The 25,778-nt window shown below is 56.8% G+C and carries 26 protein-coding genes; 7 read left to right on the forward strand and 19 right to left on the reverse strand.

Annotated elements, in window-relative coordinates; translation table 11 throughout:
* The 14 genes from A9762_RS04260 to A9762_RS04320 form a co-directional block, all read right to left on the reverse strand.
* On the reverse strand, positions 1 to 855 hold the full coding sequence (locus A9762_RS04260) for an ATPase, T2SS/T4P/T4SS family (protein WP_139133072.1): 855 nt from the start codon (positions 853 to 855) through the stop codon (positions 1 to 3).
* 117 nt (positions 856 to 972) lie between these two features.
* A complete protein-coding gene (locus A9762_RS04265) occupies positions 973 to 1,563 on the reverse strand; it encodes a type 4 pilus major pilin (RefSeq protein ID WP_069340809.1) in 591 nt (196 codons plus the stop codon).
* Positions 1,564 to 1,596: 33 nt separating this feature from the next.
* Positions 1,597 to 2,691 (reverse strand): type II secretion system F family protein, encoded by a 1,095-nt coding sequence (locus A9762_RS04270; protein ID WP_069340810.1) that lies wholly within the window; start codon positions 2,689 to 2,691, stop codon positions 1,597 to 1,599.
* Positions 2,692 to 2,693: 2 nt separating this feature from the next.
* Positions 2,694 to 4,238, reverse strand: a complete 1,545-nt coding sequence (locus A9762_RS04275) for a GspE/PulE family protein (protein WP_069340811.1) — start codon at positions 4,236 to 4,238, stop codon at positions 2,694 to 2,696.
* Between the two features lie 9 nt (positions 4,239 to 4,247).
* Positions 4,248 to 4,769, reverse strand: coding sequence for a type IV pilus biogenesis protein PilP (pilP, locus tag A9762_RS04280; protein WP_069340812.1), 522 nt, complete (start codon positions 4,767 to 4,769; stop codon positions 4,248 to 4,250).
* A complete protein-coding gene (gene pilO2, locus A9762_RS04285) occupies positions 4,756 to 6,228 on the reverse strand; it encodes a type 4b pilus protein PilO2 (RefSeq protein ID WP_069340813.1) in 1,473 nt (490 codons plus the stop codon). The genes pilP and pilO2 overlap by 14 nt, the downstream gene beginning before the upstream one ends.
* A gap of 4 nt (positions 6,229 to 6,232) precedes the next feature.
* Positions 6,233 to 7,942 carry a PilN family type IVB pilus formation outer membrane protein gene (locus tag A9762_RS27960; protein ID WP_240493438.1) on the reverse strand — a complete coding sequence of 570 codons (1,710 nt, stop codon included), beginning with the start codon at positions 7,940 to 7,942 and terminating at the stop codon, positions 6,233 to 6,235.
* Positions 7,939 to 8,826: a TcpQ domain-containing protein gene (locus A9762_RS04295; RefSeq protein WP_069340815.1), complete on the reverse strand. Its 888-nt coding sequence runs from the start codon at positions 8,824 to 8,826 to the stop codon at positions 7,939 to 7,941. Before A9762_RS04295 ends, A9762_RS27960 begins: the two co-directional genes overlap by 4 nt.
* Positions 8,827 to 8,867: 41 nt before the next feature.
* Positions 8,868 to 9,377 (reverse strand): hypothetical protein, encoded by a 510-nt coding sequence (locus A9762_RS04300; protein ID WP_069340816.1) that lies wholly within the window; start codon positions 9,375 to 9,377, stop codon positions 8,868 to 8,870.
* A gap of 13 nt (positions 9,378 to 9,390) precedes the next feature.
* Entirely contained in the window at positions 9,391 to 10,440 is a 1,050-nt protein-coding gene (parM, locus tag A9762_RS04305; protein ID WP_240493439.1) for a ParM/StbA family protein, read from the reverse strand.
* Positions 10,441 to 10,468: 28 nt separating this feature from the next.
* Positions 10,469 to 10,813, reverse strand: coding sequence for an IcmT/TraK family protein (icmT, locus tag A9762_RS29370; protein WP_371442417.1), 345 nt, complete (start codon positions 10,811 to 10,813; stop codon positions 10,469 to 10,471).
* Positions 10,704 to 11,831, reverse strand: coding sequence for an ATPase, T2SS/T4P/T4SS family (locus A9762_RS04310; RefSeq protein ID WP_240493440.1), 1,128 nt, complete (start codon positions 11,829 to 11,831; stop codon positions 10,704 to 10,706). The genes icmT and A9762_RS04310 overlap by 110 nt, the downstream gene beginning before the upstream one ends.
* A gap of 59 nt (positions 11,832 to 11,890) precedes the next feature.
* A complete protein-coding gene (locus A9762_RS04315) occupies positions 11,891 to 12,733 on the reverse strand; it encodes a type IV secretory system conjugative DNA transfer family protein (RefSeq protein WP_083253618.1) in 843 nt (280 codons plus the stop codon).
* 9 nt (positions 12,734 to 12,742) lie between these two features.
* On the reverse strand, positions 12,743 to 13,111 hold the full coding sequence (locus tag A9762_RS04320; protein WP_240493441.1) for a DotD/TraH family lipoprotein: 369 nt from the start codon (positions 13,109 to 13,111) through the stop codon (positions 12,743 to 12,745).
* Positions 13,112 to 13,988: 877 nt separating this feature from the next.
* Here A9762_RS04320 and A9762_RS04325 point away from each other — a divergent pair.
* A complete protein-coding gene (locus A9762_RS04325) occupies positions 13,989 to 14,981 on the forward strand; it encodes a hypothetical protein (protein ID WP_083253619.1) in 993 nt (330 codons plus the stop codon).
* A gap of 2 nt (positions 14,982 to 14,983) precedes the next feature.
* On the forward strand, positions 14,984 to 15,250 hold the full coding sequence (locus A9762_RS04330) for a hypothetical protein (protein ID WP_069340821.1): 267 nt from the start codon (positions 14,984 to 14,986) through the stop codon (positions 15,248 to 15,250).
* 137 nt (positions 15,251 to 15,387) lie between these two features.
* Here A9762_RS04330 and A9762_RS04335 read toward each other — a convergent pair whose 3' ends face one another.
* Both A9762_RS04335 and A9762_RS04340 read right to left on the reverse strand, forming a co-directional pair.
* A complete protein-coding gene (locus A9762_RS04335; protein WP_069340822.1) occupies positions 15,388 to 16,032 on the reverse strand; it encodes a hypothetical protein in 645 nt (214 codons plus the stop codon).
* Between the two features lie 121 nt (positions 16,033 to 16,153).
* Positions 16,154 to 16,972: a hypothetical protein gene (locus A9762_RS04340; RefSeq protein ID WP_083253620.1), complete on the reverse strand. Its 819-nt coding sequence runs from the start codon at positions 16,970 to 16,972 to the stop codon at positions 16,154 to 16,156.
* Positions 16,973 to 17,083: 111 nt separating this feature from the next.
* Between A9762_RS04340 and A9762_RS04345 the strand changes: the two genes are divergently transcribed.
* Positions 17,084 to 18,484 carry a hypothetical protein gene (locus A9762_RS04345; protein ID WP_069340824.1) on the forward strand — a complete coding sequence of 467 codons (1,401 nt, stop codon included), beginning with the start codon at positions 17,084 to 17,086 and terminating at the stop codon, positions 18,482 to 18,484.
* Complete coding sequence (locus tag A9762_RS04350) at positions 18,481 to 19,053, forward strand: DUF882 domain-containing protein (protein ID WP_240493442.1); 573 nt, start codon at positions 18,481 to 18,483, stop codon at positions 19,051 to 19,053. Before A9762_RS04345 ends, A9762_RS04350 begins: the two co-directional genes overlap by 4 nt.
* Positions 19,054 to 19,182: 129 nt before the next feature.
* On the opposite strand, the gene A9762_RS04355 is transcribed toward A9762_RS04350, so the two are convergent.
* From A9762_RS04355 to A9762_RS04365, 3 genes are all read right to left on the reverse strand, one after another.
* Entirely contained in the window at positions 19,183 to 20,505 is a 1,323-nt protein-coding gene (locus A9762_RS04355) for a hypothetical protein (RefSeq protein WP_069340825.1), read from the reverse strand.
* Positions 20,506 to 20,818: 313 nt separating this feature from the next.
* Complete coding sequence (locus A9762_RS04360) at positions 20,819 to 21,841, reverse strand: ParB N-terminal domain-containing protein (protein WP_069340826.1); 1,023 nt, start codon at positions 21,839 to 21,841, stop codon at positions 20,819 to 20,821.
* Positions 21,838 to 23,064, reverse strand: coding sequence for a ParA family protein (locus A9762_RS04365; RefSeq protein ID WP_170836181.1), 1,227 nt, complete (start codon positions 23,062 to 23,064; stop codon positions 21,838 to 21,840). Before A9762_RS04365 ends, A9762_RS04360 begins: the two co-directional genes overlap by 4 nt.
* 1,081 nt (positions 23,065 to 24,145) lie before the next feature.
* On the opposite strand from A9762_RS04365, the gene A9762_RS04370 reads away from it, so the two are divergent.
* Genes A9762_RS04370 through A9762_RS04380 form a run of 3 tightly spaced genes read left to right on the forward strand, consistent with a single transcriptional unit; the run spans position 24,146 to position 25,772 of the window.
* On the forward strand, positions 24,146 to 24,757 hold the full coding sequence (locus tag A9762_RS04370; RefSeq protein ID WP_069340827.1) for a hypothetical protein: 612 nt from the start codon (positions 24,146 to 24,148) through the stop codon (positions 24,755 to 24,757).
* Positions 24,754 to 25,047, forward strand: coding sequence for a hypothetical protein (locus tag A9762_RS28415; protein WP_139133073.1), 294 nt, complete (start codon positions 24,754 to 24,756; stop codon positions 25,045 to 25,047). The genes A9762_RS04370 and A9762_RS28415 overlap by 4 nt, the downstream gene beginning before the upstream one ends.
* Complete coding sequence (locus tag A9762_RS04380; RefSeq protein ID WP_069340829.1) at positions 25,044 to 25,772, forward strand: DotI/IcmL family type IV secretion protein; 729 nt, start codon at positions 25,044 to 25,046, stop codon at positions 25,770 to 25,772. The genes A9762_RS28415 and A9762_RS04380 overlap by 4 nt, the downstream gene beginning before the upstream one ends.
* Positions 25,773 to 25,778 lie beyond the last annotated feature (6 nt).

The raw sequence follows: 25,778 nt of genomic DNA on the forward strand, positions 1-25,778 counted from the left end.
TCATTCTCCGGCCCTGGAAACGGTCTTTTGTTGCTCACCCGCTTGGCCAAGCAAATGGTAGTTCTGGGCCCGGATGTGGCCCTTAACCGTGGTGTCCTTCCACACTTTCAGCATCGAGTACTCAAGCTTGTCAATGATCTTCTCGCCAACGGGTGTGTTCACCTTCTTGGCGACCAGACGAACGTGAATGACGGCTGCCAATCCACTTGCAAGCGCGTGGGCCGCGTTTTCGTACCGCCCGTCGCACATGTTCACCAATCGCATCACCGCGTCGGCCTCGGACGAGGCATGCGTGGTGGAGAGAATGAAGTGACCGTTGTTGGCGGCTGAGATGACCGGGATTGTGCTGTCCTGATCGCGAGCTTCGCCGAGATAGATGATCGAGGCACCGCTACGTACAGCGTTCTCGAGCTCCCCGCTGACATTCCCCCGGGGGTCCACATGGATACATCGCCCGTTACCATGGCGGCCGTCCAGCGCGGTTTCCGGAGGGTCCTCGATAGCGACGGCGATGTCCCCGTAAGTCACCAGTCGGGCAACAACAAGTGATGAGGCGAGCGTAGTCTTGCCGGACCCCATCTCGCCACAAATAATGACCGCGCCACGAAGGTCCTTTTGCATCAGGAACTCTTTGTCTTTAACACCAAGCTCGACCTTCTCCCACGGCATCACCTCGCTGCGTGGTTGTCGGATAACGAACGTGGGGCGGCCACCGGTTGTGTCAAAACATGTGACCCGGTAGAGAGACTCGTTTCGCCGGATCGAGAATCGCGGTCGGTTGCTTTGAACGCGGATCTCGTCACATAGCTGACGAAGCGCATCAACGTCCTCCGAGAATTCAGAAGGAACGGGCATGAGCTCGCGCGATTCGTTTAGGTTCTTTACATCGGCGTAGTCAGGTCCGATGTATAAGTCTCGGAATCGCTCATCGGTGATTGATTTCACGGTAGTCAGCCGAATGCGGTCCGAGCGTTAGGTATTCGAAGCGAACGCGAGTGTGTTCGTCGCAGCAGAGCACGCCGTCGTGGCCTGCGCACTGCTGATTGCGCCTGCCGGGAACGCCGTGGCGCCCACCGTGATCCCACCGGTCCAGTTACTGCTTTGCGACTGTTGCACCGAGAGCTTGATGCAATCCGCCGTCGGAATCCCAGGGCTGGTGAGCGTGAAGCCATACCCGTTGTTACTCGCGACAAGCGTGTAGGCCGATCCGAAGCTGTTCAACAAGACCCCCCCCGTGTACGAGAGGTTTCCCGGCAGCGCGTTCATCGCGGCGAGCGTCGGAATCAGGTTGGTACCGTTTGCTCCGTAGCCCGTGCCTGCCTTGGCCGATCGTGTCGAAGTGAAGAGCGAAGTGATTGCCGAAGACTCGTTTGTCGTCGAGCTGGACAAATACATCATCGCAAGACGTACGAGAACGCCGACGAGAATAATTGCGACAACCGCGATTACGCCGATCATTTCGAGCGAGAGTACGCCTCGCTGCGACTTTACCTTGTGCTCCGCATTCCCATGACGCTTGTTCTTGGTATCGCGTTGCTCGGAACCAATCGAATTCGATTTCAAAATTCACCTCCCAGATTTTGTTACCTGTGTTAGTCAATGCCCAATGGCATTCACCATATTCGCTGCCTGCAACCCCATGCTGCCTGCCGCCGACACCACAATTCCCATCACCGAATACATCAACAACAGCACCACCGAAGTGATCACTGCCCCAATCGCTTCAACCTCTTTGACTGCATCATTCATGCACTCTTCCGCGTACTTCTTGAGTTGCTCTGGGCCACCTTCCAGTGAGGCGATGAGCTGCAGATATTCCACCGACTCGCGCCCCGGAAACTCGTATCCCGAGTCCCGGAGCGCCACGCCGATGTTCTTCCCGTTTCGTACCCCCATGAGTGCACCATCGATCCGCTCGCGCATATACGGGTTCGCCAATTGCCACTCGCGCTCCAGAATCTTCTGCGCCGTATCTCCAGCGACCTGCATCGTAGAGAAGTTGTAAACAAACGCGGCGCCCCGCATGATTCGGAACACCGACCATGGAGGCAACCGATCCAGCCTTACCCGCAGCGGCCCCGTTAGGTTATTAATGCTCCAGGTCATGAACACCACTGTCACCATTACCGTCACAAGTAATGCCACATAGTGGTCTTTGACCATAGAAGCCAGAAACGCCATGACGTACATCGAGAAATCCCAGTCCTCGCGCTTCGTCATCTTCGAGAGCATCGGCATGACTGAGCTCGCGATAAAGTAGAGCACCCCACCTAGCGCAATCATCAGAAACCCCGGGTAGGCACTTGCCTTCACGATGACGCCTTTCATTGCGGCCTTACGTTCAGCGATTTCCTGCGCTTGTTTGAAAGCAGCATGCAGGCCGCCTTCACCGCGCTCCCCGGCCGCGATCGTTGCCGCTTCCTCGTAGGGAATCCAGTCGGCAAGAGTCTGCGAGATGGAATTTCCAGCGCGCAGACCAATCAAACACTCGTCAGATACGACGGCCTCAATACGTCCAAGCTTTCGGCCTCCGTGGCTCTTGACGTGATGAAACTTTTCCAGCGACTCGCGCAGCTTCGCTCCGTTCTTTAGCAAAAGCGCAAGCGCGCGATAGAAGGATGTCCGGCTTCGCACATCGAATCGATTTCGACGGAGCTGGTCTGCGACGGGAATCAGCAGTTCTTCGATCATTGTTATGCGAGCGTGAGCTCGTCCTCATCAAGGCCACGCCGCATTGCTTCCTCACCAATCACAGGATCGACGATGCCCTTATTGACCTTGGTGACCATATGCGCCAGCGAAGTCATACCCTTCATCTCCCGCACCCAATAGGAACGAGCGGCGCTACTGCCGTCATCCTGATAGACGTTTAAGAGCTTCTGCGTAGGCGTCATAACCTCCGCCGCTACCGTCCGCTTGTGGATCCCAAGGCCACCACAAACGGGGCATTCGAGATTGGCTCGAGTACGGACACGAACCTTGGCGACATCGCAGTACTTCTTCACTCGCTCCGCGACTTCTTCGTCAACCAAGCCCTGCTTGACCGCCGTGTGGAATTCGGTCGAGCAGCCTTCTTGCGTGCACAGTTGGGGAACAAGGCTTTGATTCACAAGCCCCGTAATAAGCGATGCGTCGCAGAGCAGTTGCTTTGGTACGTCCAGGTGAAGCAGCCGGTCGAGGGTTGCGAGCGCGTTCTTCGCGTGGGTTGTTGTCCACAGGCCGTGCCCAGTCATGGATGCGTGCACAGCCCCCATAACCGACGCCTTGTCCCGTAACTCGCCGACCATCATGAAGTCGGGATCTAGACGCATGGCATTTGCGATTGCCTCGGCCCATGCGTCTGCAGTCGACTGCCCTTCCCTTCTTTTGACTGGCGTCTGGACTGAGCCCGGGATCACAAATTCGGGCGGATCTTCGAGCGTCAACAGGTTAATCTCCCCGTCATACATGCCGAGCAGCATGTCGCAGATGATCTTCAATGTCGTCGACTTGCCAGAACCTGTAACGCCGGAAAGAATGTTTACGCCATCGCGGCGCATCATCCGCTTGTATTCAAAGATCTGCTCTTTTTCGTAGCCCAGTCCTTCAAGCGACAGTCCGCCCAATGCGCCCGGGTACATCAATCGGAGTACGAACAAATTGTTCGCCTCCATCGGGCGTGTAGCGATGCGGGAGCCGTTCAAACCGAACTCCTGCACCCACTTCCGTGCGATTCGTCCATCCTGGCTGGCCGTCGGTCGATAGTCAGAGGCCGAAATATCGGTCATGGTCGTGTACATCGTGCTGCAAATTCGCACGCCATCGTCAACTACCATTTCATCGACATCGACAAGTCGCCCATCAATGCGAAACCGAACCCGGGTCCACTTCTCTCCATTTACGAAGTGAACATCCGAGGCTCGGCGATCAACGGCCTTTCGCAGAATTGATTTCACCTCATCTTGCGAGTTACTACCGCGATGGACAACAGACACCTCCTTGTGCACGTCTCGCAACTGCTGCAGCTCATCTAACGTGGCGTAGCGACGCGAGAGACTCTGCCCCGAATTGGATTTATAGCCGTTGCGCAACAGATTCCAATACGAGGCGACCGAGTGCTCATTTCGATACGGATCCGCGACATGGAGCGTGCCGTCGTCCAGTAGCAACACCTTGTCCTTCAGCTCCGGCGGCGGTGCGAACGGACCATCAATCACAGCCAAGGAAAGCCGGATCTGGTTGTTATCGTTTGTGCCCATGATCGTCCTTCAGCGCGGAGAAAGAATGCTTCCAGGCATGGACATCGGACGGGGTCCGACGACGTTCGGCGCTGCAACGGTCTCGAGCGCCTGTGGCGCGGAGCCGGATGCCAGGACGTACCTCTTCCCGAAGGCATCCTTTACCTCCACCGTCTTTTGAGCGGGGTTAATCGCCGTGATGGTGTAGCCACCGGGGACCGACGACCCGACATGCCCGCCCGCCTGCGAACCACCCGCATACACGAGTGTCGCAGACAACCCTGCTGTTCCGCCTAGGATCATCTTGACGTTGGGCAGCACACTGTCTGCAGCGGTCTTTGCAGGAGCGATAGCCCCGCTCGCGTCTGTCACCTCTTTGCGCAGCTGATTGTCGAGCAGCTGCTCTTTAAGCTGCGCTTGCTTTAGCATCGCGCGACTTTGTGTGGCGCCGATCTCACCAATTGTCGCTTGATCTCCGCCTGCCGCTAGTGCGGTGCGCATCGCGCCCAAGGCGACAACCACAGCAACGGCCTTCCATTTACCGATTAACATACAAATCTCCTTCAACATCCCATGTGATCAGTCCCGCCCCGTCTTCCCCCTTCGCCAGGGTATAAGTGAGGCTCGTTACTCGAAGGCCCTTGCGAATCTCAATGGAATCGAAAACGCGCTTCGGCTGAATCTTGCTTTTGAAGGAGAACGTCAGATGGCGCCAGTTCGGTGTCACCTCCGACTCGGCCGACGCACCGGAAGCCACTGCTGTGGAGGAGGTAGTTGGTACTGAAATCACCGCGCTCACCTCCTTAAAGCTCAAGCCTTCGATGGGCTTTAGATCCTCGCTCTCGGACGTCTGCAAAGGACCAAGGAACTGATTCGTGGCCTCGAACTGATCGGCGAGACGCTCGTCGCCGACGATCTGCGGGAGCAACGCGTACTCGATGTCGACCGAATCGCCTTTGTCTTCGAACTTGATTTGCGGCTTCTTTCCGCTCGTATCGAGCGCCGCAAGCACCGTCGGTAGAACGCGGGCAAACTCCCCCTGTGTCGTACCGATCTCGCGCTTGAACGTCACCGTTGCGGACTTCAAATCACACGTCGCGCGCAGAAACAGCCAACCAGCAACCGAAGGGGGAAACTGGTCCACGAGTGATTCGCAAGCATTTACGAATTCATGCGCAGACGGTTGAGTTGCCCACGGGTGCTTCAACGCTTCGGCGAGCAACTTCTCCCGCGCGCGTACGTTTGCCGCGCGCAGAAGATCTTCCTGTTGCTTACGGATTTGTTCTTGCAGGACCCGCTTCTTTTCCGCTTCGATGCCGTCGATGTACGCGAACGTCTGCCATGCAGCGATCGCGCCGACGGCGATGATTCCTAAGAAGCGGAGCTCGGACTTGGTGATCGTGAATTTCAACGACCTGAGTCGATATTCCCTTCGAAGGCTCGAAGACAGAAGGACCTTCTCTAGCTCGACCTCATGTAACGCGAGCTCAAGCTTTGCCGGTGCAATGCAATGGCGATCGTCGAACCGATCATCGCTATTGCCGTGGTCTGCGATGATTTGGTTGTACTCAGCAATTGCTTCGACGCGATCAAAGATGCGGTCGGTTGCGGGATGAATCATTCCCTTGACCACCGCCACCAGAAGATAGCGATCCCCTCCCACATCGAACAGCCCGATCCAGTTATCGCCGTGCTGCTTTAGCATTTCCCCCGCGAGCGCCGATGCAACGCTGTACATGCGCTTGTATCCCTGAAACTTCGAGGGGCCGAACCCCGCTTCAATTCGCCCACTGCTTTTGCGGTACGCGACAATATCCCAGCCGTTTCTCGCGGCGTATTCTTTCGCCTCCTTGCGGAACTTAAGAGGGCTGTTGAGCAACTTCCAATGAAGACCGCTGACGTAGGCATTGCCGTTGACCTTGATGATTTCAAGGTTCAAGTCAACGACATGCCTCGTCTCTTGAGCGCGCGCAGTCGCGCCGCGCCGGAACGTATCGAGCAGCTTGCCCATTGATTTAATCCAGCAACGTCGGCGTGATCAGGACGACCAGCATCGTGCGGTTCGACTGCGCATTGATACCCCCACCGAATACCCAGTTCCAGTGCGTACCGGTACCAGTTCGATTCGAGGAATCATCGTTCTGGTTGATGCCGGTGAGCATTAGGGTCTCACCCGGGCGCATCTTGACCTTCTGCACCGTATTGAGCGGCATGCTGATGTTCGGTGCTTCTGCACTGCTGTCTCCGATGTTGATCTTGCGGATATCATCGAGACTGGACAGGTTGATATTGAACTGCACCATGATCTCGTTGTTGTCCTGCACATAGGGGAACAGCGAGACGTTGAAGCCCACATTGATCGTTCCCGTCTGGATCGACGTGGTGCTTCCCACATTGGCAGTCGAGTTGGTTTGGGTGCTCGGAACATACCCCTTCTGCTGACCGACTTGCGTGGCAACTGACTGCAGATTCAGCGTCGGCAAGGCCGTTTCACGCTCAAGGTGAGTGCGGCCCTGTTCATTCAAAGCGCTGACGACGGCATCCGTGCCCGCCCAGTTGCCGCTGATCACCGAGAACCCTGCGTTTACCGCTGCAGCCGCAGGGGTATACGGTGTCCCATTCAGCTTGAAGCCATACTTACCCGAAAGGGTCTTGTACATCGCATTCCAGTTAATCCCGGCACCGTCCGTATTGCTGAGGGTGACCGAGTACACGCGCACATTGAACTGGACGAATTTGGACAGCCGCTTGTTCTGATAGTCGACGTAGTCTTTCACTGCATCGAGCTGATCGACTGTCCCGCGCACAGTCACGGTGTTAAGCGAAGGAGACACGGACCAGTTTCCTTTCCCGACAATGGGATCAAGTGCTTTTCCCATGTCCTCCCAGAAATTGGTGTTCATGCTGATCATGGTGTTCTGCATCGTGGTACTTTGGCCCTGCCCACCTGCTCCACCTGCCGCGCCAGCGGATCCGCTAGTTCCACCACCAGATGTCGTCGACGTGCCATTCGTGCTCGTCGTGCCGCTCTGGAAGTTCGACTGCATGTTGGTAGCAGTTGCGATCGTGGCGATCGAGAACGTGCGCGTGTCCATTGCGTAGATGCGAACACCACCATTCGCGTCCAGCTTCCATGACAGCCCTCCTGCCCGCGCCGTAATCATGTCCAGAAATCCATCGCCATCGCCGTCGTAGGTGACGTCAAGCGTTAGGGGCTCTGCACGGCCTTGATTTCCACTCCCTGGATACATCGGCGGCGGTGCGCCTATCGCGCCTACGATTTGCGTCCCAGGCGTTGGCAGGGTGCTGGTAGTTCCCGCACCAGCCCCTCCTCGCTGATTGCTCACAATCTGCTCCAGCGCGTCGGGCGTTACTCGCACCGGCACCTTGCACTGAGACGAGACGATCTGCGCAGCTTCGAGAAACGAAATTGCTGTGGACGGCACAGCGACGATCTGACACCCCAAGCGACGCGGCTTACCGGCGTTGGGCGACGTCCGCTCCACGGGCTTGAGGGAAACATACTGTTGATCGAGATACTGAACGATGTCGGAATCAGGCTTGGCATTGCGCACCGAATCCGATAGACGTTGCTCAATCATCGCGGCGCGCCCGCTCACGTCACCCTCGGTTTTGGTTGCGTGTGAGTACGTCTCGCAGCCTGACAGCACCAGCGACGATAGCGCCGAGAGAATGAGCGCTCCGGTTCGAAGATTGGCGATCAATTGCTACCCCGCAGTTTGATGTGAATCAGGCGCTGCTCTTTGCTGATCTGGACGTTGAGCGGCTTGCTAGACTTTCGATAAAGCATGATGAGCTGGGCGACCGCTTCATCAATGGTTCCGTTAAAGCGTAGAGGCGCCACAATGCGGTAGTCGACGCGCTGCTCGTGCGACGGGCCATCGTAGGCATCCCATTCGAGGTACCATCGGTAGCGCTCCCCTTTGGCACCGGTCTGCTCCATCCAGTCCATCAACCCATCACTCAACATCACGCCCTTGGGCATCGTCCACAGTCGAGGTGCGTTCGTCGCTTGCGCTAGCGATGAAGGATCTGCCGCCTGTGGGGGCTCGCCGATGACCAGGTTCCGTCCGTCGAATTGACCGTATGCGTGAATGTCGGAAAGGATCTTTTTTGCGATCGACATGCGACTATCGTTGCCCGTCCACGTCACACGCGCCTTCGGGTCAATGGCCGAATTGATAACGAGGCGTCCGCCAGTGGGCAGAAGCGCGCGCAGCGCTATTTCTGCTCCCTGGTTCTTTCCGAATCCATCAATCTTGTCTTGCCAGGCCGCGTCCGGCACCCCGGCCGCTTGCGTGACGGCTTGCGCCTGCCCTTGCGGCGCCGGGGGCAAGGCAACCGGGGCGATGATCGCCGTTTCGCTCGCGGCACGCTGACGGCTCTTGTCGGCCTCGGGTAACACAGCGCTTGCCGCCGGGGCGGGTGCAGTTGTGGGAGATAGGGCTTGTGTCAGAACTGCATCGCCGTTGCGCTGCTGCGGATGCAAAGAAGCCTGCAATGCAGGATCCAACTCGAATCCCGCGTATGCTTTTGCGGCCACCAGTCCGAATAACAACGCGGCGGCGACGAACCTGTTTTTCTTCATTCACCCTACTCCCAGTGTTTCCCGTAATCTCAAATACCGCGTCAACCAACGAGGTTGGCGACTCGCGCTGATACTTTCCTCGCTGGTGCGGTCGCCGGTTCTGCGGCGCGCGCACCTGATCCTGCGTCGCCAGGCGAGGCCGACATCGATTCAATCGACGTCCCAACCGGTGCGTCATGGGACTCATGCGCCATGGCGTCCCGCGAACTTGCACTGGACGTCGGAGCCATCGCCTCCCCTTCATTCGATTTGATGCCAACCGGCTTCGCGCGAGACGGGTCGAATGCCGCTCGTGCTGCCGTCTTTCCACTCTTTGCACTTGGCCGACCGCGCACACGCTTGCGAGCGGACTGGTCTGCGAGCGCGTTGAGCATCAGCGCGTCCAACTCGTCCTTTGTGCGAGGCAAGGCACGCAATAGCAGCATCCGAGCAAAGGTTCCAATAAGCCCATTGGGGACCCCGGCGAACGCTTCCAATAGAGCGGCGTCATCCGCTCTGCTGGGGTCGACGGGGACCACAAAGCGCAGTGAGCTGTATTCGGTGTCGCTCATCGCGCCTCCTCAATCAGCTGGTATGCACGAACTTCGCTGCTTTCAACATTCCCCGTGCATTGGCGAATTGGGGATCCTCGACAAAGATCGCGTGCGGGTACAGACCTTCGAGTTGCTTACGCAGCAGAGCCGAACCACCACCAACGAAATAAACTGCCTCGAGATCCGAGCCGTCCCGAAGTTTTCGATTCATCGCTTCGATGATTTGCGCGGCGAGGACCGCCTTCTCGGCGTCGACAACGTCTGCGCAGTCCACCTCCTGCCCAAAGAAGCGCACCTTCCCCGTGTTCACTGCTACGTCGACCTGCGACGGGAGAAGCGACGAGAGACTGTGCTTTGCCTTAAGCGCGTTCAGGACCGCGCTATGCAAGGAGAGCGCCCCAAGGCGATCAGTCCCAGAGCGACGAGCATCGATGCTTGACCCGCCGTTAATCAGGACCGCCGTGTCGGTCGTTTTGCCACCGATATCCACAATGGCGATCGACCCGCGCTCGACTTGCCCGACCACAGACTCTCGTTCGTTTCCGTCGTCATCGAAAAGCAAATCAAAAAATGCAGCGATGCCTTCCGAAACAACTCGATGCGATTCGATGTGCGCACACTGAATCGCCGGATTGGCGTTCGAAACTGCGGCACCACCGCCGACGAGGTTTGCCACCTTGCGATCGATGAAGATCCGGTTCGGCTTGTTCGCGACGTAGTAGTCCTCCACCGGAAGGCCCGTGACGATACTGACGCGCTTGCCGCCCAAACCTGCCAGCACCAGGCCATGGTGGACCAGCACTCGATTGATGTCCGACGTCGCGTAGTCCGCGAACGTGGTATCTACGTAGGGCAACGAAGCAGACACAGCAAACTTGGCGCCGCTGGCGACTTCGTAGATGTTCTCGCCCGAATCTCCCAAAGCGATCAGTTCCCCTGCGCTGACAACACGCGAGGGCAAATGAATCGCCTTCCCTTCCTCGGTGACGATCTTGATTCCGTTATGGCCGTCGTCCACACCGACGCGATACACCCGTGCGTTCACGCCGTCCATCGCTTCCACCTGTTCTGCTTTCGCCATTTGCATTCACCCTAAAAGTTGTCCGTTGCTAACGCATACGTCGCACGGTTTTGTTGTGTCCGGACAATTTTGTCCGCAAGGATCGACAGAAATTCGGAAAGTCGTATCCCTTGCGCTGGATGATAGCAAAAAAAGATATGAAAATGAATCCGATTGTGACTGGACTCCAACTTTTCCAGATTAACAATAGTGGAAATGGTGAAAATGCACGCGCATCCAACGAAGCAACCTTGGGCGTGTTAGACGTATAGCGCCAGTGGTTATCAGTGACGGACATGGTCGCCGCTCCGTTTGCCATGAATGCGTAACGTCTGCCGATCGATGATCCCAGCGTCGAATGCTTCCTGCGCTGTCTGCCACATCGGCTTGCCATGTGCCTCCAGCGCCTCACGCATATGCATAGCGATCTTGGTTGGATCGGAGCGCGCCTGCAGCTCGCGGCGAAGACTGTCGGTGACGACGAGGTACTCTCGAAGCACCGTCATCCCCCCGCCGACTTTCGGAACGCGCACTTGATTGAACATGACGCGCGCGGTGTCGAGCGCATCAAACAGCATCTGCTCTTTGAGGTCGTCCGCGAAGAATGTCATGAGTCGCGGGATAATCCCGGCAACGTCGTTCGCATGGAGCGTGCTCCCAACAGGGTGCCCGGTGTTCGCGGCCTGTAACACGGCCTCGGCGGTGATACGGCTGCGTGTCTCACCGACGAGAATCATCGCGGGCAGTCGGCGCATCAGTTGCTCGATGCCCTGCTCCCACGAATCGACATCACGGCCCACTTCGATCTGGAATACAACGCTGTGACTTGAATCGATGGTGTCGTAGACCTGCTCGATCGGCTCCTCAAGCAAAATGATGTTTCCCTTGATGGCCGTCGCGTTTTCAAGGATGTAGCGAATGATGGAGGAGAAAAACGTCGTCTTGCCGCTACCGGTTCTGCCCGAGACCCATGTGACGCCATGCCCCATTGTCATTGCGTCAATGACGTAGTCGGGAAGATCGGCATCCTTCAGATAGGCCGGTACCGAATTGATACGCCGGAGCAAAATTTGGAATGCCATCGAGCCGCGCAGCTCACCTCGACCGGCAGCAACGCGATATCGCGTAGATACTTTTTCGCCGCGCGCGTCGCGCTCGACCGGATCCTTTACCACGTAGCTGGCTTTCACTTCGCGACGCTGGATGAGCTCGGCCTTGGCCTTGTCGTTGCCTGCCGCCCAGTTGACCATCATCTCCACTTCGTCGGGCGTGAGCCGACGATGGGTGAGCGGACGCAAGATGCCATCAATCTCGATGAGTACCGGCTCATAAGGCTGAAGGATGGTTTCGCTTGCATTGCGCTTCGTGATCTCCAGCATGAGTCGCTGAAAATCAGTCTCATCTCGAAACATGTTCGGTTCCGTGAAGTCCGTCTCGTACCGTATCGGTTCACTTCGGTCCAAGATGAACGTCATTTCACACCCCCAGTCACGTCAACCGGTTCGACCTCGCGCGCGTTCGGCGGATCGACTCGATCCTCGCCAGGCTGCTGCAGACGCCCTTCTTCGTTGCCGAGCGCTTTCCAGTTCTTCATGTCGGTGTTGAACGACGGAAGGACAGTCAAACGCAAGAGCGACTCGTCCACGCTCATTCGCTCACCGGTGGTGTTCAACGGCATCTGCATGCGCGCGACGATCGGCATCGTGACCACCCCCTTCAGCGCGAGCACGTGGTAGTTCTTCATTCCCTCATAGTCGCGAGTGAGCCGGTTCAGGTTCAGCTGATAGATCTCGTCCGCTTGTTTCACGCCGTTCGCCCATCCTTCAGCAACGGCTTGCTGCCAAATCTGGCGCTCTGCGGAATTTTGCGGATACAGGACCGCGCTGGGCGGTGACAGCTGCCCAGCGTCGTAGAGGAGGTACTCCCGCCACGACGGTGCGCGGGAGGTGAAGCGAGCTTGCGCTTGAAACGCCCACTCAGTTTTCGCGATCCGGATCGTCTGGTCGCCGCGTTGAGCGTAGATGTCATCCACTCGATTCAACACCGGCGGCACCACGCGTCCCTGAATCATGAACAGGGAGAAGTTGAAGTCGACGTCGTTCTTCCGCTGTTGCGACAACAACGTCTCGTTGATCAACGCTGTCTCGGAGATCAAACCACCTCGCGCGCCAACACCAATGGCGGCGTCGCGAAGTGCGTTTAGTCTGAAGTTTCCGAGGTCGCCGCCCGCAGCCCCTGGCGCCGATCTTTGCTCGAAGGCGGGTTGGGATAGGCTCTGCAGCGATTCAAGGGTGACGGTGTTGTCGATGGGCATGCGTCAACCTCAGGCTTGGGCCGATTTGTAGGTCAGCGCAATCACACCCTGCTTCACCGAGACGTCCAACCAGTCCCCAGCGGTCATGCCGATGAACCGAAGCACCTCAAGCACCGGCATCTTCTTCACATAGACGTTTACGTTGACGCGCTCGGCAGGCCGCCGACCATACACCTTCAGCTCGTATCCGTATTTTGTGGAGATGTCTCGCAGGATTTCCTCGACATCCCCGTAGAAGTCGTACGAGACCTCGTCGGTTAGAAGTCGCTTGCGTTCAGCCATCTGTCGCTGCACTCGCGCGTCATTGGTCATCGCGAACTCGCGCTGCGCGTTGACAGCAAGCGACGAAGCCGCGTCAAGACGATTCAGAATGTCCACCCGTCGGGCTTCTACGGACGTCAAAGGCTCATTCTTTTGAAGCGCGCAGCCCGCCAAGGCGCCCGCCACGACCGTTAGGAGACAGCACACCCGGAGGCTTGCTTTGTACGCCTGAGTTGTCATACGCCACCAAATCCTGACTTTGATTGACCTCGGCGTGATTATGTACCGGCATACGTGCTAAGAACAAATATTTTTTTCGCACACATTGGAGTCATACGTTTCCAATGGAGTTGGTTTTTTGGAATTTTAGCTGATTTTCGTCTTCGCGCACGAAATCGCAACGACGACGCTCTCGTGGCCAGTGCACGCCTCCGCGTCGCGTTATGACATTCGCATCGTCGTCATAGCAGTAGAGGGCAGTCGCCCGCCTTTTGACATCACGGATCGCGCCGCACTTATTCTTGCGTTCACCGCAAAATTTTGCGCAGTGGCCTCAAATGCCCCGCGTCCCCACTTCCTCACGCCCTATCTGGCGCGCCGCGCTGATACGCCTTCCAAGCCTTAAGCTGCGGGCCCGCCCACCGAACGCAAATATTTGTCGGCTCCGAAAAATTTTGCTGATTTGTGGTAGCCGCACAACCGGCCTGATTCGCGCCCGCCGCATTCGTCGTACTTGAGCCCGTCGATCGTATGCGCTAATTGATGCCAACACATGCGCGTTATCGCGCCCCGTTACAGACAGTTTGAGACACGGCGTTATGTGTCGCGGCGATGACTGTTTGTAACGGGGGGAGACATCAAACATGCCGTTGTCGGGCTCATACGTGCTTGACATGGGCCCAATGAAACGATATGAAATCAGAAAAGTATGTTTTTTTGGTTCCGACATTCGATGTTTGGCACCACAATTCATGGATCGACACCAGAACACCCCATGGAACCATTCAACCAAACCGCCCCAACTGTCTCCCCAAAGGTCCAACGCGATTACGTACGCTGCTTTGAACGAAACCGCACAAAGTTTGGGCTGAAGCTAGGCCGACCGGAATTGACGCCGGAAGAGGTGGTAGCGCATCTAATAGTGTCTCGCGAGGACTATGCGGCTCGAACTTGGCGGTTCTACAAGGCGTCAGCCATTTACTACCTCGAGACCTATCACCCGGAGTTGTCGCTCGCTGTAGAGGAGTTGCGACTTCAATCCTCAGCGGGATTGCGCTCGGGCGGTGCGAACACAAGCGCGCGCAAGCGCAAAGACGTTCCCAGCGCGCAATGGGACGAGCTCAGACACGCCATCCGGCAACGCATAGCCGATGGCTATAAGCACGCTGGGCGGCTACTCGCCGTGTTGGAAGCAACCCTGATTGTCGGTCTGCGCCCGAACGAGTGGTCGTTTTCCGAGATATCGACCGATCAGGGTTCGGGCCGCGCGGTGCTGCGTGTGCGCAATTCGAAGTTCAGCAACGGCCGCGCGAACGGCGAGTTCCGCGAGATGTATGTAGACGAGCTCATGCCCGAGCAACTGCGGCACATTACAGATGCGCTCGCGACGTGCCGATGCGAGACGGAGCAGGACGCGGAGAAGCTACAACTCGCGCTCAAACACGAGCTCGAAGCCGCTCGCGCCCTTTCAGTTGTCGGCCAGCGAAAGCCGAAGTCGAGCCTGACGCTGTATTCGTTTCGCCATCAGTTCGTTGCCGACTGTAAGCGGTCGTTTGATGATCCCGTGCTTACCGCCGCTCTCTGTGGTCACGTCAGCACGAAAACGGCACACCGCCATTACGGTCGTCGCACGCAGGGTCGCGCCAGTGTGCGCGTCTACCCTACAGAGGCATCGGTGCAAGCAGTACAAAGCCGACACCTCGAAACGTATCGCGACTTCGTCGCGAAGCGCGGGCCACGTAACACACCATCCCTGGGGAGCGACTGAATATGACGCCTGAAATGAAGTCGGAAACGCTCAAGTGCTTCGCCGAAGCCCTACGACAAGAAATGGACGCCCAACTGGGCGCGCTTTCACCGGAAGAGCGCGGAACGCGAGCTGAATTTCAATCCTGGTACGCCGGATTCATGGCTGATCGGGAGCGAATTCTTGCCGTGGTGGAGAAGCGGAATCGTTGGGCCGCGCACTTCTCGAAGTCGATCGAGGATTTTTGGCCTCAGTTCGATGCTTACATGAGATCTCGCACGAAGGGTTAAGGCGCGCCGCGCTACCCATTCCGTTCTGTTCGGCGCGCCGCGCACCGTTTTGTCGGCTCCCTCGCTGACACATTGGCACAGCGCAAATATTTCCAATATTTTGCGCCGCGATAACAAATTTGCGTTAGCGGAAAGAATTACCAAAACTCGAAGAATCCCGCATCGAAATGCGCCCTGGCGTCACGTTCACTCGTAAGGCGCGCTGATGCAACGCCATGGCGCACGAGTCCTGTCTCAGCAAGAAGGCTGTCAATTTCGTGTGGCAGATACCACTCGATGTAGCCGCTTTCGAAAACCACGCCGTACCGTTCACCCAACGGTACCGGCTCGATGCCGAATACGATGCCGCGCTCTCCTTCCACCACGGCATCACCGATATCGCGCATCGCGGTTACCACCGCCCCCTGCACCAGGTAGTTTCGATAGCGGTACCCGTTGCTTAGGATTGGCTCATCTCCTTCTGAGAGTGCCTCGACTCGCTCTGCTTCGCGATCGGAGCGGGAGTCAACCCGGGACGGCTTGGGCTTCGGACCGCGCTTACGACCGTTGAAACTTTCCAGGCACTCGGCTGCGTGCCTGCGCCGGTCGGCCGCCGCCCCATCGATGCCACTCGCAACCGGAAGGCCTGCAAACGCATCCTCCCAGTGGGGGGCACGCACCGCATCGTTCACGATGCGACTGAGGTAGACGGCAGAAACCTCCCAATGGGCCGCCAAGGCTGCGTGCGTCCAGCCCTTGGCCTTAAGTACTGCGCGCAACTCATCGGGTGACAGTCGGTGCATGGGTGCATTTAAATAAAACTATAGTTTTATTTATAGCACATCTGACGGCTCGCCTCTGATGTCAGAGTCATAAAAAATCCCGCCTCTGGGGCGGGATTTCCTTGCGCGGCCGAAGTCTGTTTCATCGCACGATTTGCAGACGCTGAACACCGACGTCCTCCATATCAAATTTGGTCCCGTCTTCGTCGGGTGCTTGGGGGTCTGCCGCCTCTTCAGCCCGCTCGCTGGCGCGTTTGTGCATGAGATCAATCACATTGTCGGGCAGGAAGCCGAACTCCCGGGCCGCCGCCATGACATCGTTCCAGTTGTATTTGGGGACGACCTTACCCGACAGAGCGTCGAACTGGATCGCTCGAAATACTTCGTGACGAATCATCTCACGCGCCTCGCGGTACTCCGCTCGCGAAATCTCGACTTGCCGCTCACATTGAATGCCGAAGGCACTGGCCAAGATCGATGTCGTTTGGGCATTCGCGCCCTGAATCGCAATCCGATACTCGTTTTGCGCGTCATACAAGAGAAGCATCTGTTCGACGGCCCCGCCTCGCTGCCAGCGCTTGCGCGGCGCCGCCTTCGCGCGAATCTCGACCATGAGCAATTCGGTGCTGAACAAGTCGCTATCGTTCACCAGGCCGACAACGGCGTCTGTCCATGCCTTTCCCGAGACCTCCCCTCCTACGTCGGCACGCCATTCGATGACACCTGTGCGGCGAAGTCCATCGAATTCCGTGTTGATGCCCAAGATCGTCACGAGTCGATTGAATGTCGCGCGTGAAACCAACTTGTCAGCTTGCTTACCATCGTCGGCCGTCGCCATGCCCATCAGCGCGTCGTATGACGCCGCTGGAATTCCGCTGCGGTAGATCAGTTCCTGTCGCGGAATACCTCTCGCGACCTGAATTTGGTGCAACTGTTTGCGAGACAACGGATTTCTCTGCATTTTTCACCCCATAAATTGTCATGTCACTCACAATGGTAGCAAAAAAATTTATGTTTTTATCTCTTCTTGTATAATCCCCGCCATACATGCGCAGAACCAGGGGACATCAACGTGCAATCTGACGAGGACTTCATCACGATCAACGGGGTTATCACCCCTGTCGATCGGTCGGAGCATTCGAATGCGATTGACCGGACGGCCAAGGATCTGAAGTTGACGCATGAGGAAGCATGGCAAATTGTGCGAACTCATCTTGAGGAGTTGCCGCTGGTTGAGCCCGCGAGCGGATCAACCGGGAAAAGGCTTCCTGCGAAGCATTCGGTCTCAGGTTTAGCCCTCTCCCCCCTAACTCAGGGAAAATCGCCGACACGCAAGCCTCACGTTCCGCCAAGCGTCTCGCATGAAGGTCTCATACCAGTCTTGCATCTGAACGGAGCCGGACTTGATGCCCTCAACCATTTGTCCACAGACGTGTTGGAGGCATTGCGCCTGAAGCCCGGGGCCAGTGTCATTGAGGCGCTTTCGGCAGGCATGCTCCGCCTGGCGGACGAGGATCCTGATGCGCAGCTTCTGCGTTCGGTAACTCCCGAGCTCATGGCGTACCCGCAGCTTCTTACGCCCGACCAGAGAAACGCAGTCGACATCATTCAGCAGAAGCAATATCGGTTTCCCTTCGGTGAGACGGGGCGGCGAATCATGCCGACCGATCTGAACAAGACGTCGCTATTCCACGTCGGGAGCAACAACAGCCCACGGCGCATGTGCCGTGGCGAGCTGTTGGGTCGTATCGGAGGGGTCACGGCGCTGTATTGGGGGGAAGAGCTGCGCCATGATGACGAGCAGGTTTTCATGCAGCTCATCCACGTTGCCAATGGCCGATATCCGTACGAACAGTTCGAAATCAGCAACCTCCCGTTCTTCCGTGGGACCAGAAACGGCGTGTCTCGGGTTCTGTCAGGCAAGGACACCGACAACGTATTGAATTGCCTCCACCGGCTCCGTGGTGGGCATCTCGCCCTTTATGGGCAGAGAAAATCGTATGTGACGCTCAACTTGATTGCAGGCTTGGGGGGGCATCAATCAAACCACGAGGTGTGGATAAACCCCCTCATCGTCTTGCTGTTCTCCAGCTTCACGTCGATGGATTCGACGCAGCTATTCGCAACACGTGGTATCGCGAGGCAGTTGCTGAAGTACCTGTCAACCATTCCGGGAAACGTGCCGCAGGTGCATCCGATCAAGGTGATGAGTCTGTTCGAGTTGTGTTACGGGACTTTGGAGACGATCGAGCGCCATTATCGCGAGATGAACCCGTCGAAGTCTGACTCTGCGGTGGGCATCGCGATGAGCAAAAAACTGTCGGACTTCCGTCGAAAGAACCTTCCCGCAGGACTGGCAGTAGTCAAGGAGCTCGGGATCATCAGCAGCTATGAGATTGACGAGGTGACGGACAAGGTCGTGGTGAAGCGCGATTTCGATCAGTCGCGCGATCAAAGTGGCGGTGGCGAGTGATTACACGCCGCCAATTTCTTTCGGCTTTTGTTGCGGGGGGCGCCCTGTTGGTGCCGCCAGTTGCCCGCGCTATCGATCCTGGTTTCTGGACTCGGGAGCGACAGTTGTGGATCCGTCGCGATCGGCCTGGCAGAGCTCGTGAGGAATTCCGCGTCATCTACTGGGCAAACGGGCAATACGACTACAACAACTATATCCGTTTGTGCTACCTCTTCAGAGACTCGCTGACCGAGGATGTGGCGGCTATTAACGCGCGGCTTCTGGATCTGATGTATGGAATGCAGCGTTGGACCGAGCTCGAGGCCGGGGTGCTCTTACCGATTGATTTGCTCAGCGGATACAGAACGATAAGTCACAACCGCAGTTTGGAAAATGCCGCTAGCAACAGTGAGCACCCGCGAGGAAACGCTGGTGACATCCGATTCCCGTCTGTCGCTCCATCCATAACAGCGCGGCGGGCGAAGTACTTCCAAATGGGCGGCGTCGGCGTCTACCCGAGCTTCACTCACGTTGACGTCGGGCGAGTCCGGGAATTTGTTGGCAAGCTGCCCAAGCGCGCTTCACAGTGAGTTTCATGCCTCCACCTACGCCCCCGTAGGTGGATCACCCTTGCCGCCTGGCTTCGGCTAGGCGGTTTTTTTACCTCAAATATTTGCCAATATTTGCTAGATACACACGAATTTGTCGTGAACACAAAATCATGCCGTTACCGGCTTGATCTTCAGAAGCGCGCGCAGGCCCGCGAGCGCTTCAGCCGCTGTCGTCGTGAGTGCACGCGGCTTCTCGTTTTTCTTGAGAAGTGGATGAACCTTATGGGCTTCCTCACGGGCGACTTGGGACGGATGACCTATGGTGTAGTACGAGCCGGTTTTCTCCCGGATCACGTAGTGATTCGGTGCCCCATCCTCCAGCTCCGACGCTCGCTGCAATTCAAGTGCCTGCTCACGCTGCGCAATAGCCGTGGCACGAAGTTGTTCGAGTTCGTCCGCAGTGACGGCACGCCAGCACCCCTCCTTAAGCATAAGCATGAACTCCACCTGCCACTCGCCTACGCTACGGCGCACAACACCCTCAGCCAGATCGGTAACAGCCAGCGTGCGGCCGCCGTCGTCCACGACGTATTGATGAGTTCCAAGTAGGTCAACAAAAACCTTGCCCATTGAGGCACGAACGACCTTCTCCGCCTTACGCTTTTGTGCTTGCAGGGCGTCAACACGGGCTTTTTCTTCGGCCTTGACTCGCAACGAGTAGCCGAAATCGACGGGTGAGGTGAGGAGCTTACGCAAATAGTTGATCGGGTTATCGGCCTTGGCGAGATTGTTCCACGTGACCTCCACCACGTCTGACAGACGCTTACCGTGCTCCCGCGCTTCGCCCATGAGTTTAAAAATAAAATATTTATGAAAACCCAGAGTGCGAAGACGCTCAAGATCCGCAGGGAGCTGGCCTGGTTGTCTCTTTTGAAGAGTAGTAGGGGAAAGACCCTTATATATAGCACCGTCTGCCACATTGGCATTCCGGGTGTTAAACCCTTTAGCAGCTTGGGATTGAGCCTGGTGGCCTTGCACATCAGGCCCTGCATCGGCTTCGTCGCTGTTGTCTTCTTCGACGATCACTTCGATAAGCCCCAGAAGGATTGCCGCGCGTGCGGTGAGGTGGAGATACGCACGACCAAACAGGCCATGCGAGACATAGCGACGTTGGGCAGGGCGCTCAATAAGGCCTGCGGCTTCGAGGTCTGAGAGGCTGCGATAGAAGGTTCGCTCAGACTGCATAGAGCGCTCGCTGAGCAGCTCACGGCGGGCAAATATCTCAGCGGTAGGTTTCTTGGCATCGACGGTGCGGGCGAGTGCCGCAAGGACCGCGCGTGCGCGGGCCGGGACACCATCGAGGCGACTCGCCCGATGAACGGCGCGCAGAATCGCCCACGGCAGGTTCGTATTGTCGGACTCAAGGAGGATTTCTTTTTCGCAGGCGAACGAAGAACCCTCGCCAGCAACAAAGTGTTGCGCGATGCACATATCAGCCGTCCATTTTTAGAAAATGGATTGGAATTACTTGACTGACACCTGTGATCCGCTACACTCCGAGTTGTGGATCTCATCCGGTTTCTAGCCGGTGAGTGTAGCGGGCGAGGTGGATAGCCAAGCCCTTTTACGCAAAAGCCTTCGGTTGCCGCCGGAGGCTTTTGTCTTTCTAGTCGCTATGGTCTCATTGCGAGCCTTATCTGTAAGTGACTGATTTCAAAGACTTCCCTATTAGGGAGAAAGCACTGATTTCGATTGCGCCTGTGCTAAGTCATTGATTTTGTTGAATTGCAGTGTGAGCCGGGATTCAGTCGGCGTCTATCTGTGAGCGCATAAACGCCTCGATCTTTGCAACCCATTCTTCTGCTGCAGCGTCACCGCCCTTGCCAGGGAAGCGCACGCCAATCACACCACTACGGACGGACAGATCGCACAGTTTGCGTTTGCCGACCATCACTGAACGGACTACAGGCGATGCCGGTTTGGCCGCCTTCGGTCGGGCCATTTCAAGAGCGCGTTTTTGCGTGAGCGCTTCGTTCTGGCACAGCGCCTTGATCGCTTTGATGACTGCTTCGGCATTACCTGCGTTTGCGAGCGATGCAAATTCCTCTGCTGCGTTACCACCGATGCGGTCCGGACGGTCCGCAACGGCTTCGAGCGCCTCTTGTGGGAGCTTCTCAAATGCCAGAATCCGAGCAACGTGCGATGAGCTCAAGCCGGAAGCTTCAAGGATGTCGGCGCGGGTATACCCGGATTCCGTTTGCAAGCGGACGAATTGACGATATTTCTCGTAGTCGGGCAGAGACGGGGCCAGCAAATTTGAAAACGCGGCGCCAAGTTCCGCGCTCTTCGCTGTACCGGTGTATGGAATTCCGAGTATCTTGGTGCGTCCAAGCTCGTCGCGGTAAATCGCCACACGGTTGTTGCCCGAGACGATTTCGTTGCGACCATCACCAATGGGCCGGTAAACGATCGGGTGGATCAACTCGTTTTTTTCGAGGTTGGCGGTCAGTTCCTGATACTCGGAAGGCGAGAGCTTGCGACGACGACCGGGTACCTCAACGAGCGTGTCGATCTCGACCCACAGTGCGCCCGCAGCGCTACTGTTTTGCTGCAGCGTCTCGAGTTGGCGCAACGCTGCCTCGAGTTCGGACCTTACTTTAGCGGTCTCAGCTTCTGCAGCGATCGCCTTGTCCTCGGCTTGGTTGATTCGGTTCGTCAACTCAAACATCCGACCCGGCGCGCTACGCGCTACGGTACCCGGACGGCTTGCGCGGTCGTTGTCCTTATCCGGATCGATCTCCGACATCCGGTCAAGTAATTTACTCATGCTTCAACCTCCAGTTCTCTGGACCAGACGCGGGAAAACTGGTCATCAATAAATTCTGAGAGCGCATCCAACGGTGCCTTCAGACGTTCGTATTGCTCCCCTGTCATCCGTGTCTCGCCGTCGGCGTCGACGTCTAGACGCCTTTGATCGTAGACAGTCGAGAGCGCGCCCAATGCTGCGTGCTGGACCTTCGAGTCAGGGACATGCAGTGGGAACACCCGATCTCCGTAAGCTTTACGAATCCAGCCTTGTACACCCTTCGAGGCTTCGAACGGACGGACCTTTGTCATGAAGATGTTGACGAAGTCGTACCGCTTGTCTTCGGCGTGCGGCAACCGACCGGCGACCTCGGCAAACATTTGCCAGAACTGGGTGGAGCTTGCGAAGTCTAGGGCTTCTGGCGGCAAAGGCATGATGATTGCATCGGCAGCCATCAGTACGTTGGTCGTCAGGTAGGAAAGGGCCGGGGGGGTGTCGATCACGACGACGTCATACTCTTCGAGCAAAGGCTCAAGCCCGTACTTGATAATGTTCCAGAATTCGAAACGAGTATCGCCGAGGATGTGCGAAGGAATCGCATACTCGGCGTCCTGAAGTGCATTACACGCTGGTATGAGATCGAGGTTCTTCCAGTATGTCTCGCGTACCGCGTAACGAAGATCTGACTCGTCACCGTAGATGAGCGGTAGCAGCGTGTCGCTGTCGGAGATCTCCGCGTCCGGGGCGTACCCACACAGCTGGGTAGCAGAGCCCTGCGGATCGCCATCGATCAATAGAACCTTGCGCCCGAAAAGGGTCAATTTCTGTGCTACGCTCACCGACGTGGACGTCTTAGCGACCCCGCCCTTGAAATTGGCGAAAGCGACGACGCGTCCGCGCACGCCTGCACGACGCTGCGCCCGGTTTGTGGTGGCCTTGATCCACGTAAGCGCTTCTTCCAGCGAAAAGAGTTTCGCCCGACCAACGCCAGTTTGCGTACCCGTCGGCAGATTGTGCTTAGTCGTCAGGTACTTCATGCGCTGCTTATCGAATCCGCACATCGTCGCGATGTTCGAAGCAGTAAAGGTGGGGGGGTGCTTGCGCGGGTACGGCTCCAGCATTGTCGAACGTACGAGCTCAAGCATATTCAAGGCACGTGCTGCGATGTCATCTCGGATGTCCGCAATGGACACCGATTGATCAATCTCAGGTACCTTGGAGATCAGCAGGTCGTTTGCGGTCACGGGGTCATCCAAGTTGTTTGAAATTTTCCGGGTTTTCCGGAAATATCTAGCTAACCCGGAGAATAATGGTCGATCCGGTAAACAGCAAGTTAACTTTTCACCTCTTTCGTTCGTTGCAATCCAGTCACGGCGGGTGATTTCGGCCGAAAACTAGAATCTCCTTCAAGGTAAGGATGCTCTGTAAGCAGCAAAATCGAGCACCAGCCTCCCGGAAGGCATCTCCGCCAACATTCGGCGCACCCATCTAGCCACTCGCAAACGCCAAATCCAACACGCAGCGGATCCTCACTATTTAAGTGCTGAACTCGGAAGTGCTCGGCGGCCATAGCGATATGTCTGCCACATATCCCCATACACATAGCGCGTCTGGTGTCGAGGTTGAGCTCCGCCGCTGTGATCGCTTGTGCCGTGAACTTCCTACCGAGCAAAGCTTGGACCCGGGCCGCGAGATTTACGGACCCCAAACCGCTTGGCGAGAATGAATGCGGTTACTTGAGACCCGAGTAAGTGCCGAACTCGGAATCGGGGAAGTGCTTGACTCGGAAACTTAAGTGCTGAACTCGGAAACGCTAAGTGCTTGGCTCGGAAAGGCTAAGTGCTGAACTCGGACGGGGTAAGTGCTGAACTCGGAAACACTAAGTGCTTGACTCGGATTCGGTAAGTGCCCAAGTCGGAATAGGGAAGCTTTGGCATGCTACTAACCCCATGATTTACCGCGATTTTTGAAAGATGGCCATCCGGAACAATAGGTTTACACAACGTAAACACTAGCTTTCACCAGATTCTTAAAACGCCCGCTTGTGTGTGCCTGGGTTCGTTTTCGAGTATGAAAACCTCTCCAAACCAGCCACTTTGGATAAGTGAAAACGAACTCGGAAATGGATGGAACCTTCTGCCCGTTTTGGCAGTGGCGGAGGGCATTCATAGGCAGTCTCTGAATTTCCACCTTAGAGCGTGGAATACCCGCACGGAGAACGAAACAAATCGCAAACGGTGGTAAAAAAATATATGTTTTTATTCGTTTTAAGTTGACTTCCCCGCAACTCGAATCGAAAATACGCGATATTCGATAGGGGGTGATATGAAAGGCAATGCTCCCGGTGTTGCGTCAACCACTGCGGGCGCACATACCGTGTTGCGCGTGTTGCAGTGCAAGGCGTTCTACAAGCACAGGTTTCTGGAGCAGGTATCCGCCTTGTTCGACTCTTCCGACAGTCCGATCAAACCGCAACTTGCGGCGTCGTTGTACTTGGGGGGGTTGCTTGCGAAGCTGCCAGAAGCGCTCCGGGAAGACGCGGCACGGTCTGCCGCCGAAACGCTGGTGGCGGAGCATGTTGAGTGCCCCGCGCCGAGTGACGTGCGGATGCTCCTGGCCGCAGCTGCGTTACGAGCGGAAATGCAGGCATCCGGGGATGTGTTTGCCGCGATTGCTCAACTCGCACGCATCTTCCTCGCCGCACCACCCTCCGATCAGAAGATCGCAGACGGTTGGCTGCAACGTGTCCTCTACACTGCGACGCGCCGCGTGGGGCACGAGCGTTTCTTGAGTTTGGATCCGGCGGAGTGGAGGTGTGTTGTTGCCGACGTCGTCTTTGCCGACGAATCCGAATTGCTCGCGTATCACGTCAAGGCGGTGATCAAGGCCGAGCCAATCCAGCGTGACTTCCGTGCACTCCTCCGAGGTGCCCGATGAGCGAGCCGGTCAAAAATCCGGGCGCCCCGCTTTCTCCTCGCGCCAAACCGAAGCAACCTACAACGTGGGGCCGCCCGCGAAAGAACGTCTCACCTCGCGTTGTGAAGATTCTCGGTCGGGTGATGCGAAAAAGCGCGGATTGGTGCAGCTATGTGATCTACGCCCAGCTGGTCGCAATCGTTGTGCTCGCCTTACTGCTGGCATTCAACACGACGTTCGTACGTCTCTTCGCGTCGAACGGCACCGCATTTTCCTGTGAAGTCCATACGTATAACGAGTCGCGCAAATGAGTGATACGAAGCAGGCACCGTCCCTTGAGGCAGACAAGCAGAGGGGCGCCCAAAAGACAGGGATCTCCGCTGAGAGCATCGTCAATCTCGCGCACGAGAACAATGAGATGCGAAAAGTCGCTAAGACACGCGAGGGGGTTCACGCTGCTCGATATCTCATCGTCATCTCGGTGTTGTCGACGATCATCTTGTTCCTGCTTTGGCTTCAATTCAAACATTTCCCTCAGGCGAAATTCACGGCGACTCAGAACGCGGCCGCCATCTGCGGTATTGGGACCCTCGACAAGCCGATGGTGACGGACGCGACTGTGAAGGACTTTGCGAAGGAGGCTGTGGTCAACATCTATTCGATGGACTACGCGAACTTCAATAAGACACTCGCGATTGCAGCGAACGCGTATCTGCTTCCTGAGTTCACGCCGAAGTTTGTCGAGTCGTTCAACAAGTCATCGTTCTTGAGCCAGGTGATCGATAGCCGTTTCGTAGTAGTCGCCACTGGAACTCCAAGCTATCCACCGGCCATCGCGCAGCGAGGGCTAATCGGCGGGGTCTACTCGTGGAAGGTGCGCGTTCCGATCACGTTCACCTATTCGTCGGGACGTCAAACCCACGAGGATCACGCTATGGCCGTTGTGACTGTCAGCCAAGCGGACCCGGCAAAGGTGCCGAGCGCAACGCGTGGCATTGGCGTTCAGTGGATGGATCTTGTGAGCGCTGGACGCTGAGGGAAG

It is taken from the genome of Pandoraea sp. ISTKB (genome assembly GCF_001721285.1).
Classification (GTDB): domain Bacteria; phylum Pseudomonadota; class Gammaproteobacteria; order Burkholderiales; family Burkholderiaceae; genus Pandoraea; species Pandoraea capi.

What these genes read in the sequence shown, in the direction of transcription:
- A9762_RS04340 (WP_083253620.1), bottom strand. Translation starts at nt 16,972, where the DNA reads ATGCAGAGAAATCCGTTGTCTCGCAAACAGTTGCACCAAATTCAGGTC.
- pilP (WP_069340812.1), bottom strand. Translation starts at nt 4,769, where the DNA reads ATGTTAATCGGTAAATGGAAGGCCGTTGCTGTGGTTGTCGCCTTGGGC.
- A9762_RS04315 (WP_083253618.1), bottom strand. Translation starts at nt 12,733, where the DNA reads ATGCCCATCGACAACACCGTCACCCTTGAATCGCTGCAGAGCCTATCC.
- pilO2 (WP_069340813.1), bottom strand. Translation starts at nt 6,228, where the DNA reads ATGGGCAAGCTGCTCGATACGTTCCGGCGCGGCGCGACTGCGCGCGCT.
- A9762_RS04325 (WP_083253619.1), top strand. Translation starts at nt 13,989, where the DNA reads ATGGAACCATTCAACCAAACCGCCCCAACTGTCTCCCCAAAGGTCCAA.
- parM (WP_240493439.1), bottom strand. Translation starts at nt 10,440, where the DNA reads ATGGCGAAAGCAGAACAGGTGGAAGCGATGGACGGCGTGAACGCACGG.
- A9762_RS04260 (WP_139133072.1), bottom strand. Translation starts at nt 855, where the DNA reads ATGCCCGTTCCTTCTGAATTCTCGGAGGACGTTGATGCGCTTCGTCAG.
- A9762_RS04275 (WP_069340811.1), bottom strand. Translation starts at nt 4,238, where the DNA reads ATGGGCACAAACGATAACAACCAGATCCGGCTTTCCTTGGCTGTGATT.
- A9762_RS04355 (WP_069340825.1), bottom strand. Translation starts at nt 20,505, where the DNA reads ATGTGCATCGCGCAACACTTTGTTGCTGGCGAGGGTTCTTCGTTCGCC.
- A9762_RS04270 (WP_069340810.1), bottom strand. Translation starts at nt 2,691, where the DNA reads ATGATCGAAGAACTGCTGATTCCCGTCGCAGACCAGCTCCGTCGAAAT.
- A9762_RS04295 (WP_069340815.1), bottom strand. Translation starts at nt 8,826, where the DNA reads ATGAAGAAAAACAGGTTCGTCGCCGCCGCGTTGTTATTCGGACTGGTG.
- A9762_RS04360 (WP_069340826.1), bottom strand. Translation starts at nt 21,841, where the DNA reads ATGAGTAAATTACTTGACCGGATGTCGGAGATCGATCCGGATAAGGAC.
- A9762_RS04300 (WP_069340816.1), bottom strand. Translation starts at nt 9,377, where the DNA reads ATGAGCGACACCGAATACAGCTCACTGCGCTTTGTGGTCCCCGTCGAC.
- A9762_RS04330 (WP_069340821.1), top strand. Translation starts at nt 14,984, where the DNA reads ATGACGCCTGAAATGAAGTCGGAAACGCTCAAGTGCTTCGCCGAAGCC.
- A9762_RS04370 (WP_069340827.1), top strand. Translation starts at nt 24,146, where the DNA reads ATGAAAGGCAATGCTCCCGGTGTTGCGTCAACCACTGCGGGCGCACAT.
- icmT (WP_371442417.1), bottom strand. Translation starts at nt 10,813, where the DNA reads ATGGCAAGCCGATGTGGCAGACAGCGCAGGAAGCATTCGACGCTGGGA.
- A9762_RS04310 (WP_240493440.1), bottom strand. Translation starts at nt 11,831, where the DNA reads ATGTTTCGAGATGAGACTGATTTTCAGCGACTCATGCTGGAGATCACG.
- A9762_RS04380 (WP_069340829.1), top strand. Translation starts at nt 25,044, where the DNA reads ATGAGTGATACGAAGCAGGCACCGTCCCTTGAGGCAGACAAGCAGAGG.
- A9762_RS04335 (WP_069340822.1), bottom strand. Translation starts at nt 16,032, where the DNA reads ATGCACCGACTGTCACCCGATGAGTTGCGCGCAGTACTTAAGGCCAAG.
- A9762_RS28415 (WP_139133073.1), top strand. Translation starts at nt 24,754, where the DNA reads ATGAGCGAGCCGGTCAAAAATCCGGGCGCCCCGCTTTCTCCTCGCGCC.